General features: G+C 63.2%; 30 protein-coding genes, 2 tRNA genes and 1 pseudogene. 9 read left to right on the top strand and 24 right to left on the bottom strand.

Features of this window, described 5'->3' with window-relative positions:
- Positions 1–38: 38 nt before the first annotated feature.
- The 3 genes from ACNFBT_RS10170 to ACNFBT_RS10160 all read left to right on the top strand — a co-directional run bounded on the left by ACNFBT_RS10170 (position 39) and on the right by ACNFBT_RS10160 (position 1,460).
- Positions 39–521 (top strand): GreA/GreB family elongation factor, encoded by a 483-nt coding sequence (locus tag ACNFBT_RS10170; RefSeq protein ID WP_416748897.1) that lies wholly within the window; start codon positions 39–41, stop codon positions 519–521.
- A gap of 116 nt (positions 522–637) precedes the next feature.
- Positions 638–982: a carboxymuconolactone decarboxylase family protein gene (locus tag ACNFBT_RS10165; RefSeq protein WP_207885013.1), complete on the top strand. Its 345-nt coding sequence runs from the start codon at positions 638–640 to the stop codon at positions 980–982.
- A gap of 100 nt (positions 983–1,082) precedes the next feature.
- Positions 1,083–1,460 (top strand): hypothetical protein, encoded by a 378-nt coding sequence (locus ACNFBT_RS10160; protein WP_416748895.1) that lies wholly within the window; start codon positions 1,083–1,085, stop codon positions 1,458–1,460.
- A gap of 86 nt (positions 1,461–1,546) precedes the next feature.
- Here ACNFBT_RS10160 and ACNFBT_RS10155 read toward each other — a convergent pair.
- The 5 genes from ACNFBT_RS10155 to dapA all read right to left on the bottom strand — a co-directional run bounded on the left by ACNFBT_RS10155 (position 1,547) and on the right by dapA (position 5,255).
- Positions 1,547–1,636, bottom strand: a tRNA-Ser gene (locus tag ACNFBT_RS10155).
- 95 nt (positions 1,637–1,731) lie between these two features.
- On the bottom strand, positions 1,732–2,442 hold the full coding sequence (gene purC, locus ACNFBT_RS10150; RefSeq protein WP_416748893.1) for a phosphoribosylaminoimidazolesuccinocarboxamide synthase: 711 nt from the start codon (positions 2,440–2,442) through the stop codon (positions 1,732–1,734).
- Positions 2,443–2,472: 30 nt separating this feature from the next.
- Entirely contained in the window at positions 2,473–3,231 is a 759-nt protein-coding gene (locus tag ACNFBT_RS10145; protein WP_416748891.1) for an MBL fold metallo-hydrolase, read from the bottom strand.
- Positions 3,170–4,363 carry an outer membrane protein assembly factor BamC gene (gene bamC, locus ACNFBT_RS10140; protein WP_416748889.1) on the bottom strand — a complete coding sequence of 398 codons (1,194 nt, stop codon included), beginning with the start codon at positions 4,361–4,363 and terminating at the stop codon, positions 3,170–3,172. Before bamC ends, ACNFBT_RS10145 begins: the two co-directional genes overlap by 62 nt.
- Before the next feature lie 13 nt (positions 4,364–4,376).
- On the bottom strand, positions 4,377–5,255 hold the full coding sequence (dapA, locus tag ACNFBT_RS10135) for a 4-hydroxy-tetrahydrodipicolinate synthase (RefSeq protein ID WP_416748888.1): 879 nt from the start codon (positions 5,253–5,255) through the stop codon (positions 4,377–4,379).
- A 172-nt stretch (positions 5,256–5,427) separates the two neighbouring features.
- Between dapA and ACNFBT_RS10130 the strand changes: the two genes are divergently transcribed.
- Both ACNFBT_RS10130 and ACNFBT_RS10125 read left to right on the top strand, forming a co-directional pair.
- Positions 5,428–5,985, top strand: a complete 558-nt coding sequence (locus ACNFBT_RS10130; RefSeq protein ID WP_207885018.1) for a glycine cleavage system protein R — start codon at positions 5,428–5,430, stop codon at positions 5,983–5,985.
- 11 nt (positions 5,986–5,996) lie between these two features.
- Positions 5,997–6,470 carry a peroxiredoxin gene (locus ACNFBT_RS10125; RefSeq protein ID WP_416748886.1) on the top strand — a complete coding sequence of 158 codons (474 nt, stop codon included), beginning with the start codon at positions 5,997–5,999 and terminating at the stop codon, positions 6,468–6,470.
- Between the two features lie 54 nt (positions 6,471–6,524).
- Here the strand turns inward: ACNFBT_RS10125 and ACNFBT_RS10120 are convergent, their stop codons facing one another.
- Positions 6,525–7,604: an AI-2E family transporter gene (locus ACNFBT_RS10120; protein WP_416748884.1), complete on the bottom strand. Its 1,080-nt coding sequence runs from the start codon at positions 7,602–7,604 to the stop codon at positions 6,525–6,527.
- 53 nt (positions 7,605–7,657) lie between these two features.
- On the bottom strand, positions 7,658–7,909 hold the full coding sequence (locus ACNFBT_RS10115; protein WP_152221589.1) for a sulfurtransferase TusA family protein: 252 nt from the start codon (positions 7,907–7,909) through the stop codon (positions 7,658–7,660).
- Positions 7,910–8,136: 227 nt separating this feature from the next.
- Here ACNFBT_RS10115 and ACNFBT_RS10110 point away from each other — a divergent pair, with 227 nt between their 5' ends.
- Positions 8,137–9,573 (top strand): M48 family metalloprotease, encoded by a 1,437-nt coding sequence (locus ACNFBT_RS10110; protein WP_416748883.1) that lies wholly within the window; start codon positions 8,137–8,139, stop codon positions 9,571–9,573.
- A gap of 62 nt (positions 9,574–9,635) precedes the next feature.
- On the opposite strand, the gene nadA is transcribed toward ACNFBT_RS10110, so the two are convergent.
- From nadA to queE, 4 genes are all read right to left on the bottom strand, one after another.
- Positions 9,636–10,694, bottom strand: coding sequence for a quinolinate synthase NadA (gene nadA, locus ACNFBT_RS10105; protein WP_416748881.1), 1,059 nt, complete (start codon positions 10,692–10,694; stop codon positions 9,636–9,638).
- Between the two features lie 158 nt (positions 10,695–10,852).
- Positions 10,853–10,928: transfer RNA gene (locus ACNFBT_RS10100), tRNA-Lys, on the bottom strand.
- 59 nt (positions 10,929–10,987) lie between these two features.
- The gene (queC, locus tag ACNFBT_RS10095) at positions 10,988–11,662 is read right to left on the bottom strand and encodes a 7-cyano-7-deazaguanine synthase QueC (RefSeq protein WP_416748879.1); all 675 of its coding nucleotides are present in this window, start codon (positions 11,660–11,662) and stop codon (positions 10,988–10,990) included.
- 38 nt (positions 11,663–11,700) lie between these two features.
- The gene (gene queE, locus ACNFBT_RS10090) at positions 11,701–12,348 is read right to left on the bottom strand and encodes a 7-carboxy-7-deazaguanine synthase QueE (protein ID WP_416748877.1); all 648 of its coding nucleotides are present in this window, start codon (positions 12,346–12,348) and stop codon (positions 11,701–11,703) included.
- 308 nt (positions 12,349–12,656) lie between these two features.
- Here queE and ACNFBT_RS10085 point away from each other — a divergent pair, with 308 nt between their 5' ends.
- The gene (locus tag ACNFBT_RS10085) at positions 12,657–12,875 is read left to right on the top strand and encodes a YegP family protein (protein WP_416748875.1); all 219 of its coding nucleotides are present in this window, start codon (positions 12,657–12,659) and stop codon (positions 12,873–12,875) included.
- An 88-nt stretch (positions 12,876–12,963) separates the two neighbouring features.
- Here ACNFBT_RS10085 and ybgF read toward each other — a convergent pair whose 3' ends face one another.
- The 13 genes from ybgF to ACNFBT_RS10020 all read right to left on the bottom strand — a co-directional run bounded on the left by ybgF (position 12,964) and on the right by ACNFBT_RS10020 (position 23,680).
- Complete coding sequence (ybgF, locus tag ACNFBT_RS10080) at positions 12,964–13,815, bottom strand: tol-pal system protein YbgF (RefSeq protein ID WP_416748873.1); 852 nt, start codon at positions 13,813–13,815, stop codon at positions 12,964–12,966.
- A 6-nt stretch (positions 13,816–13,821) separates the two neighbouring features.
- Positions 13,822–14,328, bottom strand: coding sequence for a peptidoglycan-associated lipoprotein Pal (gene pal, locus ACNFBT_RS10075; RefSeq protein ID WP_017522099.1), 507 nt, complete (start codon positions 14,326–14,328; stop codon positions 13,822–13,824).
- Positions 14,329–14,380: 52 nt separating this feature from the next.
- On the bottom strand, positions 14,381–15,679 hold the full coding sequence (gene tolB / locus ACNFBT_RS10070) for a Tol-Pal system beta propeller repeat protein TolB (protein ID WP_416748871.1): 1,299 nt from the start codon (positions 15,677–15,679) through the stop codon (positions 14,381–14,383).
- Complete coding sequence (gene tolA / locus ACNFBT_RS10065) at positions 15,676–16,743, bottom strand: cell envelope integrity protein TolA (protein ID WP_416748869.1); 1,068 nt, start codon at positions 16,741–16,743, stop codon at positions 15,676–15,678. Before tolA ends, tolB begins: the two co-directional genes overlap by 4 nt.
- Positions 16,740–17,204: a protein TolR gene (tolR, locus tag ACNFBT_RS10060; RefSeq protein ID WP_416748867.1), complete on the bottom strand. Its 465-nt coding sequence runs from the start codon at positions 17,202–17,204 to the stop codon at positions 16,740–16,742. The genes tolA and tolR overlap by 4 nt, the downstream gene beginning before the upstream one ends.
- A 24-nt stretch (positions 17,205–17,228) precedes the next feature.
- On the bottom strand, positions 17,229–17,924 hold the full coding sequence (gene tolQ, locus ACNFBT_RS10055; RefSeq protein ID WP_416748865.1) for a protein TolQ: 696 nt from the start codon (positions 17,922–17,924) through the stop codon (positions 17,229–17,231).
- A 1-nt stretch (position 17,925) separates the two neighbouring features.
- Entirely contained in the window at positions 17,926–18,372 is a 447-nt protein-coding gene (gene ybgC / locus ACNFBT_RS10050; RefSeq protein ID WP_275610776.1) for a tol-pal system-associated acyl-CoA thioesterase, read from the bottom strand.
- Between the two features lie 52 nt (positions 18,373–18,424).
- Entirely contained in the window at positions 18,425–19,483 is a 1,059-nt protein-coding gene (gene ruvB / locus ACNFBT_RS10045; protein WP_207885030.1) for a Holliday junction branch migration DNA helicase RuvB, read from the bottom strand.
- Between the two features lie 10 nt (positions 19,484–19,493).
- A complete protein-coding gene (gene ruvA, locus ACNFBT_RS10040) occupies positions 19,494–20,099 on the bottom strand; it encodes a Holliday junction branch migration protein RuvA (RefSeq protein ID WP_416748862.1) in 606 nt (201 codons plus the stop codon).
- Between the two features lie 31 nt (positions 20,100–20,130).
- On the bottom strand, positions 20,131–20,655 hold the full coding sequence (gene ruvC / locus ACNFBT_RS10035; protein WP_416748860.1) for a crossover junction endodeoxyribonuclease RuvC: 525 nt from the start codon (positions 20,653–20,655) through the stop codon (positions 20,131–20,133).
- A 116-nt stretch (positions 20,656–20,771) separates the two neighbouring features.
- Positions 20,772–21,518: a YebC/PmpR family DNA-binding transcriptional regulator gene (locus ACNFBT_RS10030; RefSeq protein WP_416748858.1), complete on the bottom strand. Its 747-nt coding sequence runs from the start codon at positions 21,516–21,518 to the stop codon at positions 20,772–20,774.
- 70 nt (positions 21,519–21,588) lie between these two features.
- Positions 21,589–23,367: an aspartate--tRNA ligase gene (aspS, locus tag ACNFBT_RS10025; protein ID WP_416748856.1), complete on the bottom strand. Its 1,779-nt coding sequence runs from the start codon at positions 23,365–23,367 to the stop codon at positions 21,589–21,591.
- 43 nt (positions 23,368–23,410) lie between these two features.
- Entirely contained in the window at positions 23,411–23,680 is a 270-nt protein-coding gene (locus tag ACNFBT_RS10020; protein ID WP_416748854.1) for an FmdB family zinc ribbon protein, read from the bottom strand.
- Positions 23,681–23,924: 244 nt separating this feature from the next.
- On the opposite strand from ACNFBT_RS10020, the gene ACNFBT_RS10015 reads away from it, so the two are divergent.
- Together ACNFBT_RS10015 and ACNFBT_RS10010 are read left to right on the top strand one after the other, a co-directional pair.
- On the top strand, positions 23,925–24,395 hold the full coding sequence (locus ACNFBT_RS10015; protein WP_416748852.1) for a Dps family protein: 471 nt from the start codon (positions 23,925–23,927) through the stop codon (positions 24,393–24,395).
- A gap of 218 nt (positions 24,396–24,613) precedes the next feature.
- A pseudogene (locus ACNFBT_RS10010) lies at positions 24,614–24,877 on the top strand (cold shock domain-containing protein membrane protein); the annotation flags it as partial.
- Positions 24,878–24,892: the final 15 nt, after the last annotated feature.

Below are 24,892 nucleotides of genomic sequence, written 5' to 3'. Positions count from 1 at the left end.
CCAGCAGGATACACAGCCCGACCGACGACTCCTCCGTGATGAACAAGCAGCAGGTCTACCAACGCATTCTCGCCAGGCTCGCGCAAGACCTGGAGATCGCCGTGCGCGCCGCCAAAACGGCCCATGAAACGGCCACCCATGAAGAAAACATCGCCGAGAACAAGTACGACACCCTCGGCCTCGAAGCGGCCTACCTCGCCGCCGGCCAATCGCGCCGCGTCGAGGAGATCCGCCAGGCGCTGTCCCTGTTCGAGAACCTGCAACTGCGCGACTTCGACGAGCAGTCGGGCATCCAGACCAGCGCCCTGGTGGAACTGGTCAATGACAGTGGCCAGCACCGCTGGGTCTTCCTCGGGCCCGATGCGGCCGGCGTAAAAGTGCAACACGAGGGTATCGAGATCCTCGTCATCACCAGCCGCGCCCCACTGGGCAGCGCCCTGCTCCATCGCCTGCCCGGCGACGAACTGGAAATCGGCCAGGGCAATACCCGCCAGCGCTACGAAATCCTCGACGCCTACTGATCGCTCCGGGTGGGATGTAAAAAACGAGCGGAACAGACAATACCCGGCCGACCGACTGACGCAGACTAAGCTTCAAGGCCACACCCTTTCCTTCCGTGGCCTCAAGGAGAAGCACCATGCTGTTCAACTGGTCCGAATACGTCCCCGCCGTGAAGAAAGCCTTCGGCGCCCTGGGCAAGAAACACCCGAAGATGATCGCCGCCTACCAGGCCCTCGACGCCGCAGCCGCCGACGGTGACGCCCTGGATGCCAAGACCCGCGAACTGATCTCCATGGCCGTGGCCATCACCACCCGCTGCGACGGCTGCATCGGCGTCCACGCCGAAGCCGCACGCCGGGCCGGCGCCACCGAAGCCGAAGTCGCCCAGGCCCTGGCCACCGCCATCGCCATGAACGCCGGCGCCGCCTACGTCTACTCCCTGCGCGCCATGGAAGCCTTCGAGTCCTCCGCGCAGAAGTGAAGCCGCGCCCGCGACGCCACTGCGGCGTCGCGGGCCCAGCTCTTTCCTGATCGGCAGCGATGGGGTATCAGTGGGGCCCGCCCACTCACTCCCGCTTCCCATGTCCCAGACACCCACCCACCTCAGCGCCTGGAAACTCGCTCTCGGCATCGCCGCCGGCATCTGGCTCGGCTGCATGGCCGTGGCCGCCACCGGCTGGCTGATCTATCGCGCGCTTCCGCCCTTCCTGGCCAGCAGCTATCCCGCCGCACCGCCAGCGACACCTCCCGCCGCTCCCCCTGCCCCTCGCAGCAATGAAGAAATGTTCCAGCAATACCAGCAACGTCAGCAGGCCGTGCAGGAACAACAGAATCGCGAGGCCGAGAAAGCAGAACAGGACAAGCGCTTCAACAGCGCGCCGTGCCAGTTCTGGCGGCAGCAGTATCAGGCGGAGCCTACGGAGCGGAATCGGGAGAAGATGGATGGGTATTGCGGGTGATTGAAGCGGCAGGCGGAAAATTACCGGACCGGAAAAGACAAAGCCCCTGAAACTCTAGGAATTTCAGGGGCTTCGGCCATATGTAATGGCGGAGAGATAGGGATTTGAACCCTAGGAGCCATTGCTGACTCAACGGATTTCGAATCCGTCCCGTTCGACCACTCCGGCATCTCTCCGTGCGGCGCGCATGATACCAGCTTGAAGTCCGAACGCGAAGCTTTGTTTTCGGATTTTTTTGCGTGGTATCAGGCGCTTGCGTGATTTCGCCGTTTTACAGCGGCACGCCGAGACGGTGAGCCACTTCTTCGTAGGCCTCGATCACGTCGCCCAAGCCCTGGCGGAAGCGGTCCTTGTCCATCTTCTTGCGGGTTTCCTTGTCCCACAGGCGGCAGCCGTCCGGGCTGAATTCGTCGCCCAGGACGATCTTGCCGTGGAACACGCCGAACTCCAGCTTGAAGTCCACCAGCAGCAGGCCGGCGTCGTCGAACAGCTTGCTCAGCACTTCGTTGACCTTGAAGGAGTAGGCCTTCATTTCGGCCAGTTGCTCCAGGGTCGCCCAGCCGAAGGCCTGGACGTGGGATTCGTTGATGAAGGGGTCGCCCAGGGCGTCGTTCTTCAGGAACAGTTCGAAGGTCGGCGGAGTGAGCTGCAGGCCCTCTTCCACGCCCAGGCGGCGCACCAGGCTGCCGGCGGCGTAGTTACGCACGACGCACTCGACCGGGATCATGGCGAGCTTCTTGACCAGCACTTCGTTGTCCGACAGCAGAGCGTCGAACTGGGTCGGGATGCCGGCGGCTTCGAGCTTCTGCATGATGAAGGCGTTGAACTTGTTGTTCACCATGCCTTTGCGGTCGAGCTGTTCAATGCGCTTGCCGTCGAACGCCGAGGTGTCGTTGCGGAACAGCAGGACGAGGCGGTCGGCGTCATCGGTGGTGTAAACCGATTTGGCCTTGCCGCGATAGAGTTCTTCGCGTTTTTCCATGATGGGCTCCGCTTGCTTGAATGGATGGGCTCAGGCGATGGTGCGCCAGTCGAGTCCCGAATGCTGATCGGCTACCTGCAGCCAGTCCGGGTCGCACCCTAGGGTGTCGACGAAGCTTTGCCGGGCCAGCTGCGGCGAGTTGTTCTTTTCGCTGAGATGCGCCAGCACGAGGTGCTGCAGGCTTTCCCAGCCCAGCTGGGCCACCAGTTCGGCGGCCTGCCGGTTGTTCAAATGTCCCCACTGGCCGCCGACGCGGGCTTTGAGTGGGTAGGGATACGGACCGCGGGCCAGCATGTCGTTATCGTGGTTTGCCTCGATGATCAACGCATCGAGGCCACGATAGCACTCCAGCACCTGCGCCGTGGCGGCCCCCAGATCGGTGAGCTGGCCAAAGCGCTTCCGGCCATCGGAAAACACGTACTGCAGGGGCTCCCGCGCATCGTGGGAGACGCTCACCGCAGTGACTTCCAGGTCTTTCAGTACCAGGCGGTCGCCGCCCTTGAGCAGCGCCGCCGGCTCCACCGGCTTGCGCATTCCCTGCAGGGTGCCGGCGCTGAGGTACACGGGTATTCGATGGTGCCGGGCCAGCAGTTCGACGCCGTTGATGTGATCGGAGTGTTCATGCGTGACCAGGACCGCGTCCAGCTGCCCGGGCTCTACGCCCAGGCGTGCCAGACGGCGGATGGTTTCACGCAGCGGAAAGCCGCAATCGATCAGTATCCGGGTGTCAGAGCTGCTCACCAAGGCCGAATTGCCCCGGCTTCCGCTCCCCAGGACCGCGAAGTGCATTCCGCATACTCTCCTGGAGTTTTTCCAGCACGCCCTGCGCGACATCGGCCGGCGCGGAGGTGTTGATGTCTTTGTCGACGGTGATCTGCACCGTGTTGTTCACGCTGGTCAGACGAAGCTGGTAGCGCTGCGCCTTGGCGTCTTCCTCTTCCTTGGTCTTCTCGCCGCCGCCGAACAGGCGGCTGAAGAAGCCAGGCTTGTCTTCGTCCTTCTTCTTCGCGCCTTCGGCGATGTTGACGTAGTACACGCCCAGGCTGCGGTTGAGGTCGTCGACACGGATGTCGGCGCGATCCAGCGCACGGCCCACGCTGACCCAGGCGCGGTCGAAGTCGGAATCCACGGTGAGTACCGGGTTGCCGCTGCCGTCCTTGCTCAGCTCGGCAGTGCCGGGCGTGTCGTAGGCGGAGTGCGCGGCGAGCAGGGAGACGGAGCCGCCCTTCTCGGCGCTGGTAGCCATGCTGGCCAGCATTTCGTCGAGCAGCGCGGCATCCAGGCTCGGAACCACCGGTTTGGACGGCCAGTCGGCGCTGGCGGTGCTGCCGGCCGGGCGGGTTTCGCTCAGCACGTAGACTTCACTGGTGTTGGTTTCCACGCCCGGCTCGATGCGCACGCGCACACGCGCTTCGCTGTCGGGCTCGACGCCGGAGACGCGGCTGCTCAGGCGGCGCGTCAGGGGCGCGGAGAGCTGCGAGAACGGCTGCCAGTTGGTGCTGAACTCGCCGGTCTGCGGGCGTTCGTTGGCGATGGAGAAGCCGTTGTCCTGGAAGAACTGGTGGGCCACCGGCCACACTTCCGCCGGCGGACGCTGGGCGATCAGCCAACGCGAATCGCCACTCTTCTGCAGGCTGAAGTCGCTGACCTCGCCAGCGCCGCCAGCCAGAGGCTGCGGACGCGGCACTTCGAACTCGCCTTCCTTCTCGGTGCTGGTGGCGACGTTCATCGGCACCGGCAGCAACGGGTCGAGCGGCTTGCTCTGCAGGCCTTCGGGCACCTTCATCGGCGCCGTTTCGCGGGCATTGAGGTAATCGTCGCCACGGTCACGGAAATAGCCATCCGGGCCCCACAGCCAGCCGCAGCCGGAGGTGTTGCCGATGACCAGGGCGAGCGCAGTCAGTCCTGCCAGTCGCTTCATGCGAGGGGGCTCCTTAAGCCAGCACGCCGGTCTGGCGCATGGCCTGACGCAGCGGTTCGTGGCAACGCGGGCTGAGCCAGGTCAGGGGCAGGCGGATACCTTCGGGAATCAGACCCATTTCGTGCAGGGCGAACTTCACCGGAATCGGGTTGGATTCGATGAACAGGGCCTTGTGCAGCGGCATCAGGCGGTCGTTGATGGCGCGGGCTTCGCCGGCATCGCCACGCATGGCGGCGGCGCACAGGTTGCTCATGGCGCGCGGAGCGACGTTGGCGGTCACCGAGATGTTGCCCTTGCCGCCCATCAACATCAGTTCGACGGCGGTGGCGTCGTCGCCGGAGTAGACCAGGAAGTCCTTACCGACGCGGTCCAGTACTTCCTTGCCGCGCTGCAGGTCACCGGTGGCTTCCTTGATGCCGATGATGTTCGGCACCTTGGACAGGCGCTCGACGGTCTCCGGCAGCATGTCGCAGGCCGTGCGGCCCGGCACGTTGTAGAGGATCTGCGGGATGGCCACGGCTTCGGCGATGTGGCGGAAGTGCTGGTACAGGCCTTCCTGGGTCGGCTTGTTGTAGTACGGGGTCACCAGCAGGCAGGCGTCGGCGCCGCCGCTCTTGGCAGCCTCGGTCAGCTCGACCGCTTCACGGGTGGAGTTGGCGCCGGTACCGGCGATCACCGGGATGCGGCCATTGACCTGGTCAACCACGCGACGGATCACTTCCAGGTGCTCGCTCACGTCCAGCGTGGCCGATTCACCCGTGGTGCCGACCGCAACGATGGCGTTGGTGCCTTCCTGCAGGTGGAAGTCCACCAGCTTCGCGAGGCTGTCCCAATCCAGTCGACCCTGAGCATCGAAGGGGGTGACCAGCGCCACCATACTGCCCGCAATCATGCAACCGCTCCTGCCGGAAAAAGAAAGCCGTAATGGTACTGTCGCCACCGGCCACGCACAAGGTGACAGCAGCGTCCTGCGAGCGGTCAGACATTCCCCTCATCGGCTCTTTTCGCTACCCTTCCCCCTTTGTCGATGCGGCCCGCTTGGCCGCCACTCCCAGGAAAGCTGCATGTCCACCTCCCACCCTCGTGAACAATTTCTTCTGATCAGTGCGCTGGGCCCGAACCCGATGGAGCTGACCAGCGTGCTGTGCCGCACCTGCGTCGATAACCGTTGCTCGGTGATCAGCAGCCGCCTGACCCGCCACGGCGAGTTCAGCGCGCTGGTCCTGCAGGTCGCCGGCAGCTGGGACGCCCTGGCCCGCCTGGAAGGCGGCCTGCCGGCGCTGGCCAAGCGCCATGGCTTCACCCTCAGCGTCACCCGCAGCAACGTCCACGTCACCCGCGCCCAGGCCCTGCCCTACGTGGCCTACGTCAGCGCCGTGTACCGTCCGGACATCCTTAATGAGCTGTGCCAGTTCTTCATCGACCACAACATCGAGCTGGAGAACCTCACCTGCGACACCTACCAGGCGCCGCACACCAACACCAGCATGCTCAACGCCACCATCACCGTGACCCTGCCGGCCGGCACCCAGATCAGCTGGCTGCGCGACCAGTTCCTGGATTTTGCCGACGCCCTGAACCTGGACGCGCTGATCGAGCCCTGGCGCCCGCAGCATCCCTAAGGAGAGAGCCCATGGCCGTTGAACTGAACAAAGCCGTCGCCGATTTCCAGGCCCCCGCCACCAGCGGTGTCGAATTCCGTCTGTCGGAATTCAAAGGCAAGCAAGTCGTGCTGTACTTCTACCCCAAGGACAGCACCCCCGGCTGCACCACCGAGGGCCAGGGATTCCGCGACAAGATCGATGACTTCGCCAAGGCCAATACTGTCGTATTCGGCGTATCCCGCGACGGCATCAAGTCCCACGAGAACTTCAAGGCCAAGCAGTGCTTCCCCTTCGAGCTGATCAGCGACAAGGACGAAGCCGTCTGCCAGCTGTTCGACGTGATCAAGCTCAAGAAGCTCTACGGCAAGGAATACATGGGGGTGGACCGCAGCACCTTCCTGATCGACGCCAAGGGCGTGCTGCGCCAGGAGTGGCGCGGCGTGAAAGTGCCCGGCCACGTCGATGCCGTGTTCGCCGCGGCCCAGGCGCTGAACCAGGCCTGAGTCATCGAGTCGCATGAAAAAGGCCGCTGTTTCAGCGGCCTTTTTCTTTGTCCGTCACATCATCGGGCTGACTTGTCGCTCCGGCTCCGGGTGCCTCGGCCAAGCATCCAGCACGGCCTTCACCAGGGTCGCCAGCGGAATGGCGAAGAACACGCCCCAGAAGCCCCACAAGCCGCCGAACAGCAACACCGCGCAGATGATCGCCACCGGGTGCAGGTTTACCGCCTCAGAGAACAGCAGCGGCACCAGCACGTTGCCGTCCAGCGCCTGGATGATCGCGTGGGCGACCATCAGGTAGATGAACTGGTCGCTCCAGCCCCACTGGAACAGCGCGATCAGCGCCACCGGCACCGTCACCACCACCGCGCCGATGTAGGGCACCACCACCGACAGGCCGACCAGCAGAGCCAGCAGCGCCGCGTAGTTCAGCCCCAGCACCGCGAAGGCGATGTAGGTCGCCACGCCGGTAATGAAAATCTCGATGACCTTGCCACGGATGTAATTGGCGATCTGCTGGTTCATCTCGTTCCACACCTGTTTCATCAGCCCCCGCTCGCGCGGCAGGTAGCGGCGGAACCAGAGGTAGAAGCGGCGGCGATCCTTGAGGAAGAAGAACACCAGGATCGGCACCAGCACCAGGTAGATCATGATGTTGACCAGCACCGGCACCCCGGAGAGGGAGAAGGTCAGCGCCCATTGGCCGAGCTGGCCCAGTTCGCTGCGCGCCGCCTCGACAGTGCGCAGCACCTGCTCCTCGGTGACCATGTCCGGATAGCGCTCAGGCAGCATCAGCAGCGTGGCCTGCCACTCGCCGAGCATCCTCGGCAGTTCGTTGAGCAGGGTGAACAGCTGCTTCCAGACCAGCGGCACCAGCACCAGCAGGAACACGGCGAGCAGTCCGAGGAACAGTGAATAGACCAGCCAGACGGCGAACAGGTGCGGCAAGCGCACACGCTCCAGCACGCCCACCAGGCCCTGTATCAGGAAGGCGATCACCATCGCCGCCAGTACCGGCGCGAGCATGCCGCCAAAGGCCAGGATGACACTGAAACCCAGCACCAGAATGACCGCCAGCACTATCGCCTCCTCATCGGAGAAATAGCGCTGCATCCAGTCCTGCAAAACCTTGAGCATGAACAGACCTGCGAAACGAAAGGGGTAACGTCCCGGTTATCCGGGAACGAGGGCTACTTCTTGCGCAGCCAGTAGCGATAGACGCCTGCTTCGACCTCTTCATGCAGCAAGGAGTGCCCGGCGAGGTCGGCAAATGCGCGGAAATCCCGCTGGGACCCGGCGTCGGTGGCGATTACCTTGAGCACCGCCCCGCTGGGCAGGCGGTTCAGCTCGAGCTTGGCCTTGAGCAGGGGAAGAGGACAATTGAGACCGCTGGCATCCAGCTCCGCGTCACAGGCAGGGATGGGCGGTGTGGAATCAGACATCGAAACAAACTCCGAGAGTGGCGTTCAAGAATACCGAAAGCATTGGAAAAGTAACCAGGGCCCGCGACACCCGCAGTCTCGCAGGAAGCCGTCAGCCTCGCGGCCTGGAGCGCAAGTAGCGGAGAAAATACTGACGTCGATTTGCGCAACAGTCGCGCCTGGCAACCTAGGCATTGGTAATAACGTACGGCTAAAGTAGAGCCTTTCTCGGAACGAGCCTCTTGTACATGAAAGTACTGCGCCCTGCCCTGCTCACCATCGCCTGCGCCCTCGCCGCGCCCGCGATGTCGGACGATCTGCCATCCCTGGGCGACGCCAGCTCGTCCATCGTATCCCCGGAGCAGGAGTTCCAGCTCGGCCGCGCCTGGCTGAGCATGCTGCGCAGCCAGGTCGATACCCTCAACGACCCGCAACTCAAGGACTACGTCGAGTCCACCGTCTATCGCTTGGCCGAGTCCAGCGAGCTACAGGACCACCGTCTGGCATTCATCCTGATCCGCGACAAGCAGATCAACGCCTTCGCCGCCCCCGGCGGCGTCGTGGGCGTCAACGGCGGCCTGTTCCTCTACGCCCAGAGCGAAGGCGAATACATCGCCGTACTGGCCCACGAACTGGGCCACCTGAGCCAACGCCACTTCGCCCGCGGCATCGAAGCCCAGCAGCGCATGCAGGTGCCGGTGATGGCGGCCATGCTGGCCGGCATCGTCGCCGCCGCGGCCGGCGCCGGTGATGCCGGCATCGCCGCCATCGCCTCGACCCAGGCGGCAGCGATCCAGAACCAGCTGCGCTTCTCCCGGCAGAATGAACAGGAAGCCGACCGGGTCGGCGTCACCACCATGGTGCGCGCCGGCTATGACCCGCGCTCCATGCCCAACATGTTCGAGCGCCTCGCCCGCCAGTATCGCTACGAGGGCAAGCCGCCGGAATTCCTGCTGACCCACCCGGTCACCGACTCGCGTATCGCCGACACCCGCAACCGTGCCGAGCAGTATCCCAAGGGCGGCAAGGAAGACACCCTGCGCTACGAACTGATGCGCGCCCGCGTCCAGCAGATGTTCGAGGACACCCCGGGCATGGCCAGCAAGCAGTTCCGCGCGCAGCTCGACGAAGACCCGAAGAACGACGCTGCACGCTATGGACTGGCCCTTTCGCAGACCAGGATCGGCCAGCTCAACGACGCGCGCAGCGGCCTCCAGCAACTGCTGGCCAAGGCGCCCAACGACATCAGCTACAACCTGGCGATGGTCGACGTGGACATCACCGCCAACAAGCTGCCCGACGCGCAGGCACGGGTGCAGAAGATGCTCGGCCAATACCCGGACAGCTATCCGCTGATCCAGGCCCAGGCCGACCTGATGATGAAGACCAACCGCGCCGCCGACGCCGAGAAGACGCTGTTCAAGCTGTCGCAGAAACGACCGCTCGACCCCGATGTCTGGAGCCGCCTGGCCGATGCCTGCACCCTCAGCGGCAACGCCATCGGCGTGTACCAGGCGCGTGCGGAGTTCTACGCGCTGACCGGCGACTACAAGCACGCCATCGAGCAGCTGGACTTCGCCAAGCGACGTGCCGGAGGCAACTTCACCCTGGCCGCGCGCCTGGATGCACGCCAGCAGGAGTTCCGCGAACAGGAGCAATTGCTGAAACAGATGATGGGCCGCTGACCCCAGCGCTCAGGTACAAAAAAAGCCCGGCATTCGCCGGGCTTTTTCTTTGCCGCACTCGATCAGGCGTTGCCTGCCACTTTCAGCCTGGCCGCCTGGGTGAAATCGAGCATGCGCTTGAGCGGCTTGATGGCCTTGGGAATCAGTGCCGGATCGACGAAGATCTCGCCACTCCCCTCCTTCAGGCACGCCAGGGTGCGCTCCAGGGTATTCATGGCCATCCACGGGCAGTGCGCGCAACTGCGGCACGCCGCGCCATTGCCGGCGGTGGGCGCCTCGATGAATTCCTTGTCCGGACACAGCTGCTGCATCTTGTAGAAGATGCCGCGGTCGGTGGCGACGATGAAACGCTTGTTCGGCAGCGTCTGCGCCGCCTTGATCAGCTGGCTGGTGGAGCCGACCGCATCGGCCAGTTCGACCACGGCTTCAGGCGACTCCGGGTGAACCAGGATCGCGGCATCCGGATAGACCGCCTTGAGGTCTTCCAGCTGCTTGGCCTTGAACTCCTCGTGGACGATGCACGCGCCATCCCAGAGCAGCATGTCAGCGCCGGTTTCGCGCTGGATGTAGCGCCCCAGGTGCTGGTCCGGCGCCCAGAGGATCGGTTCGCCGTTGTCCATCAGGTGCTCGACGATTTCCACGGCGCAGCTGGAGGTCACCACCCAGTCGGCGCGTGCCTTCACGGCCGCCGAAGTGTTCGCATAGACCACCACGGTGCGCTCCGGATGCTGGTCGCAGAACGCCGAGAACTCGTCCACCGGGCAGCCCAGGTCCAGCGAGCAGGTCGCTTCCAGGGTCGGCATCAGCACACGCTTTTCCGGGTTGAGGATCTTGGCGGTCTCACCCATGAAGCGAACGCCGGCCACCACGACGGTCTGGGCCGGATGCTGGTTGCCGAAGCGGGCCATTTCCAGCGAGTCGGACACGCAACCGCCGGTTTCCTCGGCCAGCGCCTGGATCACCGGGTCGCAGTAGTAATGCGCGACCAGCACGGCGTTCTGTGCCTTCAACTCGGCAGCGATGGCCGCACGGTAATCGGCCTCTTCCTGCGCGCTCAGCACCCGCGGCTGCTTGGCAGCCAGGTGAGCCTGAACCAGCAGGCGTTCGGAAATCTGGGACATCGTGTGGAAACCTCTACAGGCGCGGTTCTGGTTATGCCGACGATTTTATCACCACCGCCCTTCGGACGACGCGCCGTCGGCGGTCGCACGACGGACTTTTTCCGGCACATAGCAAAAGCCCCGTGACCTTTCGATCACGGGGCTTTTACAGGATTTGTTGGTGGGTCGTGTAGGATTCGAACCTACGACCAATTGGTTAAAAGCCAACTGCTCTACCGACTGAGCTAACGACCCGACGTGGTGCGTATAATACTGATTTCTAACGTAAAAACAACACCCCGTGAAAACTTTTTTCAAAAATATCGCGTCGGGTCTTCTATCCCGGCTGCGCGGAAGCCGTCAGCACGCAGCCTACAACTGTCGCACTTGCCACATGCGCGCCCGTCATCGTCCGCTTGATAGCAGGAAACCGTAAGGCTGTAGTCTACGCCCTGAGCGATGCCGGCCTGCACGATCTGCGCCTTGGAGAGGAACTGCAGCGGCGCCTGGATGCGGAATCCCTCGCCTTCCACACCGGCCTTGGTGGCCAGGTTGGCCATGCGCTCGAAGGCCTCGACGAACTCGGGGCGGCAATCCGGGTAGCCGGAATAGTCCACCGCATTCACGCCGATGAAGATATCCCGCGCCCCCAGCACCTCCGCCCAACCCAGGGCGAGGGAAAGGAAGACGGTATTGCGCGCCGGCACGTAGGTCACCGGAATGCCTTCGCTCGGCGCCTCCGGCACGTCGATGCTGCTGTCGGTCAGGGCCGAGCCACCGATGCCGTTCAGGTTCAGCCCAATCACCTTGTGCTCGATGACGCCCAACTGGCGTGCAACACGCTCGGCCGCCTGCAATTCGGCGCGGTGGCGCTGACCGTAGTCGAAGCTCATAGTGTAGCAGTCGTAGCCTTCGGCCTTGGCCAGTGCGACCACGGTCGCGGAATCCAGGCCACCGGAGAGCAGGATCACGGCCTTCTTGTCGTTCATGGCTTTCTCATTGCCCATAAAACAGGTCTCCTCCGCGCTCAGTGGCCCGGCTCGTCGTTCCAGAGAATCTTGTGCAGCTGCAGTTGCAGACGCACCGGCAGGTTATCGCTGACGATCCAGTCGGCCAGCGCACGGGCATCCACCTGCCGGTGGCTGGGCGAGAACAGCACCTCGCCGGCACGCTGTTCCAGGCGGTACTCGATCAGCTTGGAGACCGCCCAGTCGTAGTCATCCCGCGAGCAGATGACGAACTTCACCTGATCGTTGGGCGTCAGCTCACCAATGTTCTCGTAGAGGTTGCGCGCCACTTCGCCGGAGCCCGGCGTCTTCAGGTCCAGTACACGACTGACGCGGCGGTCGGTGGCGGAGATATCCAGCGCACCGCTGGTTTCCAGCGACACGTCATAGCCGGCATCGCAGAGGCGCTGCAGCAGCGGGATGCAATTGGGCTGGGCCAGCGGCTCGCCGCCAGTGACGCAGACATAGCGCGGCTTGTAGGCAGCGACGCGCTCGAGGATGGCGTCGAGGGTCTGGACTTCGCCGCCGCTGAAGGCGTAGGCGGTATCGCAGTAGTTGCAGCGCAGGGGACAGCCGGTCAGGCGAACGAACACGGTCGGCAAGCCGGCGGTGCGCGTCTCCCCCTGCAACGAGTAGAAAATCTCGGTGATTCGCAGAGTCTGTTGCATATCAGCCACGGGCGTGACGGCGATACAGGCCATCCGCCTCCGTTGCGTTGGAGTCGTGGGTACGTGGGCGTACCCGGAAAACTTCGGAACACAGCAGACGTCAGCCGAGCTGAAACCACTATCGTCTCCGAGAGCGGCGGCAATTCTATCAGAAGTCGTCAGCCTCAGTCCGAAGGATCGAGAACCGGGAAACAAGTAACGGGGAGTCATCACTTTCGGTTATTCCCGTCGGACTCCTGGAGCGCCCTCTTGGCGCCGGCCAACCGCTGTTAACTTCACCTGGCCGGCCCAAAGGACGGCCCCTACTGATGAAGGAGACAAGTATGTCGGTTGCGCACTTTCACGTTTACAAGGACATCCGCCACGAATGGCGCTGGCGATTCATTGCGAAGAACTCGAGGATCATTGCCATGAGTTCGGAGAGCTATCACAACCTCACCGATTGCGAGCGCTCCATTGCCCTGGTGCAACACGGCTCGGAGGCGCCAATCCGGGGTGACGAGCACTACACGCAATTGCGCAAGTGAGCCACTCGGCCCTTATCGAAAGCCGCTGTTTTACCGCCCAATAAAAAAGCCCGCGACTGGCGCGGGCTTTTTTATTGGGCCGGGAACCTTACTTGAGGTTCTTCAGGTCACGCTGGGAGAGCTGTGCGGCGGAGCTGCCCGGGTATTGGGCGATCACCTGCTGCAGGATGCCGCGAGCCTTCTCGGTATTGCCCAAGCGGCGCTCGACGTCGGCCAGCTTGTACAGCGAGTCCGGCACCTTGGCGCTGCTCGGGTAAGCCTGGCTGACACGGGCGAAGGCCTGGCCGGCGCCCTGCAGGTCACCCTTGGCGAGGTTCACTTCGCCCAACCAGTACTGTGCGTTGCCGGCGTACTGGCTGTTGGGGTACTTGCGCAGGAAGGCGCCGAAGGCCTGGCTGGCCTTGTCGAAGTCCTTGGCCTTGATCAGGTCGAAGGCGGCGTCGTAGTAGAGCTTTTCTTTTGCCGGGTCACCCGGCTCGTTGCTGGCGGCGGCAGCGGGCTGCTGTTGTGCAGCGGCGGCGGCGCCGGCACCTGCGGCAGCTCCGGCAGCGACGCCGGCAGCGGAGGAATTCTGTTGAGCAGCACCGGCGGCGCCGGCACCCGCACCGCTGGAAATGCGGCTGTCGAGTTCCTGGTAGCGCTCCAGGTTTTCCTGCTTCATTTGCTGAATCTGGTTCTGCTGCTCTTCCAGCATGCCACGCAGACGGGACATTTCGTCCTGCATCTGCTGCAGCTGCATGAACAGCTGTGCCTGTCCGGAGACGGGCTGAGTAGTCATCCCGCCTCCGGCGTAGGCGCCCTCAGCGCCTGCGGTGCCATAACCCGAGGGCGGCTGGTTGGCGTAACCGCCACCATTGCCGTCCTGTACCGGAACCGCGGCCGCCGCCATCAGGGGCAGGCCGCATGCGATCAAGGTCAGAAAACGCAGGCGCATCGGCATCACGTCTTACTTCTTCAGCTCAACGCGACGGTTCTGGGCCCAGGACTGCTCGTCGTGGCCAGTGGCAACCGGACGCTCTTTACCGTAGGAAACCAGTTCCAGCTGAGCCGGGGAAACGCCCTGCAGTACCAGGTAGCGCTGAACGGCCTTGGCACGACGCTCGCCCAGAGCCATGTTGTACTCGCGGGTGCCGCGCTCGTCAGTGTGGCCTTCCAGGACTACGCGCTGGCCGGAACCTTTCAGGTCCTTGGCGTGTACGTCCAGAGCGCGCATGGCTTCCGGCTTCAGGTCGGAGCTGTCGTACTCGAAGTAGAAGGTGGTGATAGCACGCAGAGCGGCTTCGTCGCTCAGGGAGCCGTCAACGGCACCGCTGTTGGCGCCGTAGCCAGCGTTCGGGTCAACGCCGCCATTGGCGCCTTCACCAGTAGCATCGCCTTTCTTGGACGAGCAGCCTACGGCTACGGCCATGGCGAGGGCGATAACGGCAAATTTGCCGAATTTCAGCATTTCCATCATGTAACTCCTAATGAACCCCAGTGTATAAGTTTGAAACAGTTGGCAACCGTCAGTTCAGGTAAGGGGACCAGGAAGGCTCGCGAACATCGCCTTGGGCGGTGGGAATCGGCAACCGAACGCGTCCATTGATGCTGACGAGCATCAGCACGCCCCGGTCCTGCTGGCGGGTGGCGTATATTAGCATCGTGCCATTTGGCGCGACAGTGGGCGAGTCGTCCAGCGTGGTGTTGGAGAGCACGCGCAGATTGCCGCGCTGAAGGTCCTGGGCCGCGATCTGGAAGTTGGTGAAACCGTCCTGGCGGTGAACCATTACCAGCGTTTTCTCATCCGCGGAAAGTTTCGGGTTGGCGTTGTAGTTGCCAATGAAGGTCACGCGGTCGGTGGCGCCCGAATTGACGTTCATCTTGTAGATCTGCGGTTTACCGCCACGGTCCGAGGTGAAGTACAGGGTCGAGCCGTCCGCGCCCCAGAAGGGCTCGGTGTCGATCGCCTGGTTGTTGGTCAGGCGACGCAGTTGGCGGCTGCCCAGGTCCATCACATAGATCTCCGGGTTGCCGTCGCGTGACAGCACGAAGGCCAGGCGGTTACCGTCCGGCGAGAACGCCGGGGCGCCGTTGAGACCCTCGAAGTTGGAAATCTGCTCGCGGCGGCCGGTGTCGACGTACTGCATGAAGATGCGCGGACGCTTCTGCTCGAAGGAGACATAGGCGATGCGACGGCCATCAGGCGAGAAACGCGGCGACAGGATCGGCTCGCGGGACTGCAGCAGGGTCACCGGGCGCGCGCCGTCATAGTCGGAGCGCTGCAGGGTGTAGCGGGTGTTGTCCACGGAGAAGCGCTCGGCGGTCACGTAGAGCAGCTTGGTGGCGAAGGCGCCCTTGATGCCGGTGAGCTTCTCGAAGGACTGGTCGGCAATGTAGTGCGACATGTCGCGCAACTGGTCAGTGGTGCCGCCCACGCTGCCGGTCAGGACCTGCTGCTGGGTCGCCACGTTGAACAGACCGTACTGGATCTGCAGACGGCCGCCGGCCGGTACGATGTTGCCGATAAGCACGTACTGGGCACCCAGTGCCTGCCAGTCACGGTACATCACCTCGCCAGGCTGAGTCGGCTGGCTGATCATGTTCTGCCGCGGAATCGGCTCGAAGTAACCGGAGTTACGCAGGTCATTGCCAATGATGTTGGACATGTCCTCGGGCAGGACGTTGCCGCCCTGCCAGCCGAACGGAACCACGGCAATCGGGACGGCCGAGTCGCGACCGCTGGAAATCACCAGCGGGTCGGCGGCCTGCGCCACGCCGGCCACCAGGGCCAGGGCGAACAGCGCGAAGCGAATCAGGGTACTCACAGACTTAAATCCTCCGGTTTGAAGACCATACGACGCTGACGATACAGGCTATCGAAAGTGGCACGATCCAATTTTTGCAGATCGGGAACTCGCCCTACATTTCGGACAGCGGCCACTGCCGAGTCATCGAAAGGCTTATCACCACTGGAGCGGGTCACACTCACGTTGGTGATCGTCCCGTCCGGCAACATCTGAATCAGCACTTCTACGCTCATTCCGTTACGAGCTGAGGGCGGGCGGTTCCACTGCTGACTGACCAGACTCACGATCAGGTCGTCGTAGTTACCCGCCACCTCATTACCTTGCTCATCAGCCAAGGCTTGTTGTCGCTGCGTATCGTCCGACAGCAACTCAGCCAGGGCCTGGGCCTTCTTGTCTTCCGTCGCCTTGCGGGCCGCGGCCGCAGCCGCCTTCTTCCTGGCTTCCGCCACGGCGGCGGCCTTCTTCTTGGCCTCCTCGGCAGCGGCTTTCTTCTTCGCGTCCTCGGCAGCCTTCTTCTTGGCCTCTTCAGCCGCCTTCTTCTTGGCGTCGTCGGCGGCCTGCTTCTTGGCTTCTTCCTCGGCTTTTTTCTTGGCGATATCGGCCTGCTGCTTCTCGGCAGCCGCCTTCGCCTCAGCCTCTTTCTTGGCCTCGGCGGCATCGGCGGCCTTCTTGGCCTCCTCCGCCTTCTTGGCTTCGGCCTCTTTCTTGGCTTCAGCTTCCTTGGCCTCTTTCTTGGCCTCGGCCGCCTTTTGAGCTGCATCGGCCTTCTTTTGTTCCTCGGCCTTGGCCTCGGCGATGGCCTGCTGCTCGGCTTTCTTCTGCTCGAGCTGCTCCTGCTCGTATTGCTTCGACGAGGTTTTCTTGGCTTCGCCGGCAATCTTCTGGTTGGTCTGCTGGGTCGCCTGGCTCTTGGACTTCAGCTGGTACAGGGTGGCCTGAACGATCGGCCGCGAGGGCGGCAGTTCAGGCGTCATGGCCCAGCTGACGAAGAGCATGGCGAAGATCAGGACGTGCAGGGCTACGGCCAGAACGATCGGCCAGAAGTAGCTTTCCGAAGGAGAGCGCTCGAGCTGGTGCATCAAGTCCCCGGCGCCTCGGTAATCAGACCGACGTTGCCGACCCCGGCTTTCTGCAGGCCGCCCATGACGGCCATCACCGAACCGTAATCGACCGCCTTGTCGCCACGGACGAAGACCTGAACCTTCTTACCCTGGCGGCTGTTCTCGGACAGGATGCCGGTAGCAGCGCTGACCAGCTGGTCGAGGGAGACGGCAGTCTGGCTGCCCTTGCCCTGGTCCGGATTGACCTCCGAACCCATGTTCCAGTAGTAGGTCTTGTCGGCCTTGATGGAGATGGTGAGGACACGCGAATCGTTGTCCTGCGGCAGCGCCTCGCTGGAAACCTTGGGCAGGTCGACCTTGACCCCCTGGTTGAGCATCGGCGCGGTCACCATGAAAATGACCAGCAGCACCAACATCACGTCGATGTAGGGCACCACATTCATTTCGGCGACCGGCTTGCGCTTGTGACGAACCCTTGCCATATCGGCTTACCTCTTACGTCGTCTTCAATCGTCGCTGGTGTGCACTTTGCGGTGCAGGATGGCCTGGAACTCGTCGGCGAAGGTGTAGTAACGGCCGATGAGCATTTCCGAGCGAGCGGCGAAGCGGTTGTAGGCGATGACCGCGGGGATCGCGGCGAACAGGCCGATGGCGGTGGCGATCAGCGCTTCGGCGATGCCCGGCGCCACGGTGGCGAGGGTTGCCTGCTGCACGGCGGCCAGACCACGGAAGGAGTTCATGATGCCCCACACGGTACCGAACAGACCGATGTACGGGCTGGTGGAACCGACGGTGGCGAGGAACGGCAGGCTGGTTTCCAGCTTTTCTTCCTCACGGGAAATGGCGACGCGCATGGCGCGGGCAACACCTTCCATCACCGCATCCGGGTCGACGCCGGCCTGCTGGCGCAGACGGGAGAATTCCTTGAAGCCGGCACGGAAGATCTGCTCGACGCCCGAGTCCGGGTCAGGGTTGCTGCCGGCCTGGCGGTAGAGCTTGGACAGGTCGATGCCCGACCAGAAGCGTTCTTCGAAGGTTTCCAGGGCCTTCTTGGCCGAGCGCATCATGTTGCTGCGCTGGAAAATCATGATCCACGAAGTGACCGAGGCGGCCACCAGGGTCAGCATGACCAGCTGTACCACGATGCTGGCGTTACTGATCAAGCTCCACATGGAAGTATGGTCGACGACGTTCGGTTCCACGTTAATCTCCTGCTGAAAGGGTGTCCGGACTGCCGGCAAATGCCGCGCGCAACACATCTGGGATAGCGCGGGGCTTCAGGTTGTCCGCCCGCACGCACGCCACCAGGAATCGCCCCTCGCAGAGCAAGGTCGAATCTGACGCCCGCCGAACCTGTTGACGAAACTTCAGGCTCGCGCGGTTCAACTCCTCCACCTCGGCGCTAACAAGCAGCTCGTCATCCAGGCGGGCCGGCGCGTGATAGCGCGCCTCTGCCGAATGAACGACGAAAAGCAGGTTCTCTCCCGCCAGCTGCGACTGGGCAAAGCCCAGATCACGCAGCCGCTCGGTACGAGCCCGCTCCATGAACTTGAGGTAGTTGACGTAGTAGACGATGCCGCCGGCATCGGTGTCTTCGTAATAGACCCGAAACCGCTGCTGGAACGGCTGACCCCCGTGTTGTGCGCGCATACTCTAGAACCAAGTAAAGGCTTTGCCAATCGGCAATCGCCCGCAAATGCAATTAATTACCATCTTCAGGGGCAAACAGATCCGGTGTCGCCCCCTCCCCCATCCGCTTCGGCACGTTCAGGCCGAAATGCAGGTACGCATGCCGGGTCACTACACGTCCCCGGGGAGTGCGCATGATATAGCCTTGCTGGATCAGATAGGGCTCCAGCACGTCTTCAATCGTGTGTCTTTCTTCGCTGATGGCCGCCGCCAGGTTGTCGATACCCACCGGCCCGCCGTCGAACTTGTCGATCATGGTCAGCAGCAGGCGGCGATCCTGATGATCGAAGCCGCGCTCGTCAACGTCCAGCAGGTTCAGCGCCTTGTCGGCGATGTCGCTGCTGATGTGCCCGGTACCGCGCACCTCGGCGAAGTCCCGCACGCGGCGCAGCAGGCGGTTGGCGATTCGCGGCGTGCCGCGTGCGCGTCGGGCGATCTCGTAGGCGCCCGCCGGCTCGATCTCAAGGCCCAGGATGCCCGCCGAGCGGGCGACGATGCTGGACAGGTCGTCCACACCGTAGAACTCAAGGCGCTGGACGATACCGAAGCGGTCGCGCAGCGGATTGGTCAGCATGCCGGCGCGAGTCGTCGCCCCCACCAGGGTGAAGGGCGGCAGGTCGAGCTTGATGGAGCGCGCCGCCGGGCCTTCGCCGATCATGATGTCCAGCTGGAAGTCTTCCATGGCCGGATACAGCACTTCTTCGACGATGGGCGACAGGCGATGGATCTCGTCCACGAACAGCACATCGTTGGGTTCGAGGTTGGTGAGAATCGCCGCCAGGTCGCCAGGGCGCTCCAGCACCGGGCCGGACGTGCTCTTGATCGAAACACCCATTTCCTGGGCGATGATGTTCGCCAGAGTGGTCTTGCCCAGGCCGGGCGGGCCGAAGATCAGCGTGTGATCGAGGGCCTCCTGGCGCCCACGGGCCGCCTGGATGAACAGCTCCATCTGCTCGCGCACCACCGGCTGGCCGACGTAGTCCGCCAGCTTGAGCGGGCGGATGGCGCGGTCGAACTGCTCTTCGCGGTCGCGACTGGAAGCTGAGGAAATCAGGCGATCGGCTTCGATCATCAGTGTCTACCTAGACCATGCCCTTGAGGGAACGGCGGATGAGTTCTTCGCTGGACAAGCCTTCTTCCTGCACGGCGGCTACAGCGCGGCTCGCCTCCTGGGGCTTGAAGCCCAGGGCGATCAGGGCACTGACTGCATCGGATTCGGCGCTTGAGACTGCGGCGACCAGCCTGGGTTCCACCACCAGCGGCGCGATCGACGGAATATTTTCCCAGGCCTTGAAACGATCCTTGAGTTCGACCAACAGGCGCTCGGCAGTCTTCTTGCCCACCCCCGGGATCTTCACCAGGGTGGAAGTGTCCTGCGCCTGGACGCAGCGTACCAGTTCGTCGACTTCCAGGCCCGACATCAGTGCAAGGGCAAGTTTCGGCCCCACCCCGTTGAGGCGGATCAGTTCGCGGAACAGCTCGCGCTCACGCTTCTCGGCGAAGCCATAGAGCAGATGGGCGTCCTCGCGCACCACCAGGTGCGTATGCAGGGTCACCGGCTCGCCGATGCTGGGCAGACGATAGAGCGTGGTCATCGGCACTTCGAGTTCGTAGCCCACTCCATTCACATCGACGATCAGGTGCGGCGGCTGTTTTTCCGCCAGATTGCCACGCAGGCGTCCAATCACAGGTAAGCGTCCTTAATTGCTAGATTCGGGATCACAGGCGCAGGCGGCCGCCACGTCGACGCGCACCTACCAGCCCATGCGGTACAAGGCTCTGCCGGGTATGCGCGTGGCACAGGGCGATGGCCAGGGCGTCGGAGGCGTCGATCTGCGGCTTCTGCGTAAGCTTGAGCAGGTGCATCACCATCATCTGCACCTGCTGCTTGTCCGCGCCACCGGTGCCGGCAATGGCCTGCTTGACCTGGCTGGCGGTGTACTCGGCGATCTGCAGCCCCTCTTCCGCCGCCGCCACGATGGCCGCGCCACGCGCCTGCCCCAGCTTCAACGCGGAGTCGGCGTTGCGCGCCATGAACACCTGCTCGATGCCCATCATGGTCGGTTTGTACGTCTGGATGACCTCGCGCACGCCACGGAAGACGATTTGCAGGCGCTCGAACAGCTCGCCGTTGCCGGTGCGGATGCAGCCCGAGGCCACGTATTCGCAGCCGCGGCCGGTATCGCGCACCACGCCGAAGCCGGTAATCCGTGAGCCTGGGTCGATGCCGAGAATCAGGGTCATGTCCGTCCGATCAAACCTTGTCCGTAACGCGCACTTCAAATGACAAAAACCGGAAGCGGGAGGCGCCACTCACGACCACTCCCGCTTCCGGCTTTAGAGCATCGCCGGCGGAGGGATCAGCCCAGCTGGGCCATCACCTCATCCGGGATATCCGCGTTGGAGTAGACGTTCTGCACGTCGTCCAGGTCTTCGAGCATGTCGATCAGCTTGAGGACCTTCTGCGCGGTTTCCAGATCCAGGGTCGCGGTGGTCGACGGAATCATGGTGACCTCCGCTTCCTCGCCCTTGAAGCCGGCTTCGGTCAGCGCTTCGTTGACCGAGATGAAGTCGGCGAAGCTGGTGAACACGTCGATGGAGCCGTCGTCGTTGACCACCACGTCGTCGGCACCGGCTTCCAGCGCGGCATCCATCAGGGCTTCTTCGTTCACGCCCGGCGCGTAGCTGATCTGGCCCTTGCGCTCGAACATGTAGGCAACGGAACCGTCGGTGCCCAGGTTGCCGCCGCACTTGCTGAAGGCATGGCGCACTTCGGCCGCGGTGCGGTTGCGGTTGTCGGTCATGGCCTCGACGATGATCGCCACGCCGCTGGGCGCGTAACCTTCGTAGGTCAGCTCGGCCATGTTGTCCGCTTCGCTGGAACCCACGCCGCGCTGGATAGCGCGGTCGATGGTGTCGCGGGTCATGTTGGCGGTCAGCGCCTTGTCCACGGCCAGGCGCAAACGCGGATTGTCCGCCGGCACCCCGCCGCCCTGCTTGGCGGCGACGGTCAGCTCACGAATGAGCTTGGTGAAGATCTTGCCCTTCTTGGCGTCCTGACGTTCCTTGCGGTGTTTGATGTTGGCCCATTTAGAATGACCCGCCATAACTCACTCCGTATCACTTGTTTCGGCAAGCGGCGCCCGGTGTGCGGGCGCCGCTGCAATTTGAATCGACTTACTCGGCAGCCTTCTGCTGCTCGCGCAGACGAATGTGCAGCTCGCGCAGTGCCTTGCCATCCACGGTGCCCGGCGCCTGGGTCATGACATCGCCCGCGCTCTGGGTTTTCGGGAAGGCGATCACTTCGCGGATCGAGGCAGCGCCGGTCATCAGCATCACCAGACGGTCCAGGCCGAAGGCCAGGCCACCGTGCGGCGGTGCGCCGTACTTGAGGGCGTCGAGGAGGAAGCCGAACTTCTCTTCCTGCTCCGCATCGTCGATGCCCAGCACGCGGAATACCGCCTGCTGCATGGCCTTGTCGTGGATACGGATGGAGCCGCCACCCAGTTCGGTGCCGTTGAGCACCATGTCGTAGGCACGGGACAGCTTGTCGGCCGGGTTGGCCTCCAGCTCTTCCGGGGTGCACTTGGGCGCGGTGAACGGGTGGTGCAGGGAAGTCAAGCTGCCGTCGTCGTTCTCTTCGAACATCGGGAAGTCCACGACCCACATCGGCGCCCACTCCTTGGTGAGCAGCTTGAGGTCATGGCCGACCTTGATACGCAGCGCGCCCAGGGCGTCGCAGACGATCTTGGCCTTGTCGGCGCCGAAGAACACGATGTCGCCATCGACCGCACCGACGCGATCGAGGATCACGTTCAGGTTGGCTTCCGGGATGAACTTGACGATCGGAGACTGCAGGCCTTCCACGCCCTTGGCGCGCTCGTTGACCTTGATGTAGGCCAGGCCCTTGGCACCGTAGATACCGACGAACTTGGTGTAGTCGTCAATCTGGCTACGCGGCATGGAGGCTGCGCCCGGTACGCGCAGGGCGGCAACGCGGCCCTTGGCATCGTTGGCCGGGCCGGAGAAGACCTTGAACTCTACTTCCTTCAACTGATCGGCGACGTCGACCAGTTCCAGCGGGATGCGCAGGTCCGGCTTGTCCGAACCGAAGCGGCGCATGGCTTCTTCGAAGGGCATGTGCGGGAATTCGTCGAACTCGACGTTCAGCACTTCCTTGAACAGCTGGCGAACCATCTTCTCGGTGATCTCGATGATGTCGCTTTCTTCCAGGAAGCTGGTCTCGATGTCGATCTGGGTGAATTCCGGCTGGCGGTCGGCACGCAGGTCTTCGTCACGGAAGCACTTGGCGATCTGGTAGTAACGGTCGAAGCCGGCCACCATCAGCAGCTGCTTGAACAGCTGGGGCGACTGCGGCAGGGCGAAGAAGTGGCCCGGGTAGGTACGGCTCGGCACCAGGTAGTCACGCGCGCCTTCCGGGGTCGGACGACCGAGGATCGGGGTTTCCACATCAAGGAAGCCGTTCTCGTCCAGGTAGCGGCGGATGCTGCTGGTGATGCGCGCGCGCAGCTTCAGCTTGGCGGCCATCTCCGGGCGACGCAGGTCGATGAAGCGGTAGCGCAGGCGGGTTTCCTCGCCCACGTCGGAGTATTCGTCCAGCGGGAACGGCGGAGTCTCGGCCTGGTTCAGGACTTCCAGCTCATGGCCCAGCACTTCGATGGCGCCGGAAGCCATGTTGGCGTTGCGCGCGCCTTCGGGACGCAGGCGCACCTTGCCGGTGATCTTCACCACGTACTCGCTGCGCACGCGGTCGGCCTTGGCGAAGGTCTCGACGCGATCCGGGTCGAACACCACCTGGGCCAGACCTTCACGATCACGCACGTCGAGGAAGATCACCCCGCCGTGGTCGCGGCGGCGGTGTACCCAACCGCAAAGAGTGACTACCTGACCGTCCAGGCTCTCGTTCAATTGGCCGCAATAGTGGCTGCGCATCATGGTGTGTTTCGCTTCTCGAAAGTCTTGAATTCTAGGGAACCGCTCATTCGCTGGCGGAGCAGCCGCCACCACCGCAACCGGTGGCCGGACAGGCCGCAGGAGTATCGTTGGAGGCCAGGTTTTTCTTCGCCCCGGTCTTGAAGTCGGTCTCGTACCAACCGCCGCCGCCCAGGCGGAAGCCTGGCGCCGACAACATCTTCTTCAATTCGGGAGCCTTGCAGGCCGGACAATCGACCAACGGCGCATCGCTGAACTTCTGAATCGCTTCCAGCTGATGTGCACAGGATTGGCACTGGTATTCGTAAATCGGCATCGGACACCTTGGCTGAGACAGCGCCACGGGCCCGCATCCCGCGGCAAAGGCGGGATTATAGCCTGAAAAAACCAAGGCTTGCAGCCGCCCCCCTGCTCGCTGGCGCACGCTTCGCCGCCAGGAAGAACAATAGAGGAACCCTATCGATTGCCTTGACACAAGCCAAGAGCCTCACAAAACCGCCGATGCTAGCCTGACCTCCACATACCGAATCGACAGACACGCCGCACCCAAGGAGGTCGCCATGGAAATCAACATCGGAATCGCCGAACAGGATCGTGCCGCCATTGCCGAGGGCCTTTCCCGACTACTGGCCGACACCTACACCCTGTATCTGAAGACCCACAACTTCCACTGGAACGTCACCGGACCGATGTTCAACACCCTGCACCTGATGTTCGAAGGGCAATACACCGAACTGGCACTGGCGGTGGACAGCATCGCCGAGCGCATTCGCGCACTGGGCTTCCCCGCCCCCGGCACCTATGCCGCCTACACCCGCCTATCCTCGATCAAGGAGGAGGAAGGCATTCCGGAGGCCCGGGAGATGATCCGCCTCCTGGTACAGGGGCAGGAAGCGGTGGTCCGCACCGCCCGAAGTCTTTTCCCCTTGCTGGACAAGGTCAGCGACGAACCCACCGCCGACCTGCTCACCCAGCGCATGCAGGTGCATGAAAAGACCGCCTGGATGCTCCGCAGCCTCCTCGCCGACTGACCCTTCCTTAATAGATAGAAGGAGCCCGCCCGCAGGCGGGCTTTTCCGCCCCCCTACGAATGACCTAAGCGGTTGATTTGTGGAGGCAAGTGGTTTGCTGTTAAATAACCGCCGTGCGCTTCACGCATAGGCCGTCCGGCACGCTTTCATTTCCTTATCTGGCGTCGCATCAAGGGACGGCTGCTTCTTCGTTACCCGCTCAAGGTGAATCTGTAGCCATGTTGAAAGTCGTCCATCTCCTGACGGGCGTCGCAGCACTCGTGCTGTCGTTCGTTCCCAGTTTGCGCAACGATACCCTGCCCTACCTGCAACAAAGCGATGCCATCTATCTCGCCCTGCTCGGCCTGACCAGCCTGCTGCTCGCCCCCGGCAGCGGCATCAAGCAGCCCGCGGCACTGCAAAGCCTGTCGACCGCCCTGGTGGTGCTGGCCGTCGTTCTGCAAGTGCTGATCCTGCTCGCACCGCTGCCCTTCATCGGCGAGCAGCCGGCCATCCTG

It is taken from the genome of Pseudomonas sp. NY15181 (assembly GCF_048068055.1).
Classification (GTDB): domain Bacteria; phylum Pseudomonadota; class Gammaproteobacteria; order Pseudomonadales; family Pseudomonadaceae; genus Pseudomonas.
The sequence above is the reverse complement of the archived record's forward strand: the minus strand, read 5'-3'. Positions and strand labels throughout refer to the sequence as shown.

Coding starts and splice junctions, on each gene's coding strand:
- ACNFBT_RS10170 (WP_416748897.1), top strand. CDS start 39: ATGAACAAGCAGCAGGTCTACCAACGCATTCTCGCCAGGCTCGCGCAA.
- ACNFBT_RS10165 (WP_207885013.1), top strand. CDS start 638: ATGCTGTTCAACTGGTCCGAATACGTCCCCGCCGTGAAGAAAGCCTTC.
- ACNFBT_RS10160 (WP_416748895.1), top strand. CDS start 1,083: ATGTCCCAGACACCCACCCACCTCAGCGCCTGGAAACTCGCTCTCGGC.
- purC (WP_416748893.1), bottom strand. CDS start 2,442: ATGGAAAAACGCGAAGAACTCTATCGCGGCAAGGCCAAATCGGTTTAC.
- ACNFBT_RS10145 (WP_416748891.1), bottom strand. CDS start 3,231: ATGCACTTCGCGGTCCTGGGGAGCGGAAGCCGGGGCAATTCGGCCTTG.
- bamC (WP_416748889.1), bottom strand. CDS start 4,363: ATGAAGCGACTGGCAGGACTGACTGCGCTCGCCCTGGTCATCGGCAAC.
- dapA (WP_416748888.1), bottom strand. CDS start 5,255: ATGATTGCGGGCAGTATGGTGGCGCTGGTCACCCCCTTCGATGCTCAG.
- ACNFBT_RS10130 (WP_207885018.1), top strand. CDS start 5,428: ATGTCCACCTCCCACCCTCGTGAACAATTTCTTCTGATCAGTGCGCTG.
- ACNFBT_RS10125 (WP_416748886.1), top strand. CDS start 5,997: ATGGCCGTTGAACTGAACAAAGCCGTCGCCGATTTCCAGGCCCCCGCC.
- ACNFBT_RS10120 (WP_416748884.1), bottom strand. CDS start 7,604: ATGCTCAAGGTTTTGCAGGACTGGATGCAGCGCTATTTCTCCGATGAG.
- ACNFBT_RS10115 (WP_152221589.1), bottom strand. CDS start 7,909: ATGTCTGATTCCACACCGCCCATCCCTGCCTGTGACGCGGAGCTGGAT.
- ACNFBT_RS10110 (WP_416748883.1), top strand. CDS start 8,137: ATGAAAGTACTGCGCCCTGCCCTGCTCACCATCGCCTGCGCCCTCGCC.
- nadA (WP_416748881.1), bottom strand. CDS start 10,694: ATGTCCCAGATTTCCGAACGCCTGCTGGTTCAGGCTCACCTGGCTGCC.
- queC (WP_416748879.1), bottom strand. CDS start 11,662: ATGAACGACAAGAAGGCCGTGATCCTGCTCTCCGGTGGCCTGGATTCC.
- queE (WP_416748877.1), bottom strand. CDS start 12,348: ATGCAACAGACTCTGCGAATCACCGAGATTTTCTACTCGTTGCAGGGG.
- ACNFBT_RS10085 (WP_416748875.1), top strand. CDS start 12,657: ATGAAGGAGACAAGTATGTCGGTTGCGCACTTTCACGTTTACAAGGAC.
- ybgF (WP_416748873.1), bottom strand. CDS start 13,815: ATGCCGATGCGCCTGCGTTTTCTGACCTTGATCGCATGCGGCCTGCCC.
- pal (WP_017522099.1), bottom strand. CDS start 14,328: ATGGAAATGCTGAAATTCGGCAAATTTGCCGTTATCGCCCTCGCCATG.
- tolR (WP_416748867.1), bottom strand. CDS start 17,204: ATGGCAAGGGTTCGTCACAAGCGCAAGCCGGTCGCCGAAATGAATGTG.
- ybgC (WP_275610776.1), bottom strand. CDS start 18,372: ATGCGCGCACAACACGGGGGTCAGCCGTTCCAGCAGCGGTTTCGGGTC.
- ruvB (WP_207885030.1), bottom strand. CDS start 19,483: ATGATCGAAGCCGATCGCCTGATTTCCTCAGCTTCCAGTCGCGACCGC.
- ruvC (WP_416748860.1), bottom strand. CDS start 20,655: ATGACCCTGATTCTCGGCATCGACCCAGGCTCACGGATTACCGGCTTC.
- ACNFBT_RS10030 (WP_416748858.1), bottom strand. CDS start 21,518: ATGGCGGGTCATTCTAAATGGGCCAACATCAAACACCGCAAGGAACGT.
- aspS (WP_416748856.1), bottom strand. CDS start 23,367: ATGATGCGCAGCCACTATTGCGGCCAATTGAACGAGAGCCTGGACGGT.
- ACNFBT_RS10020 (WP_416748854.1), bottom strand. CDS start 23,680: ATGCCGATTTACGAATACCAGTGCCAATCCTGTGCACATCAGCTGGAA.
- ACNFBT_RS10015 (WP_416748852.1), top strand. CDS start 23,925: ATGGAAATCAACATCGGAATCGCCGAACAGGATCGTGCCGCCATTGCC.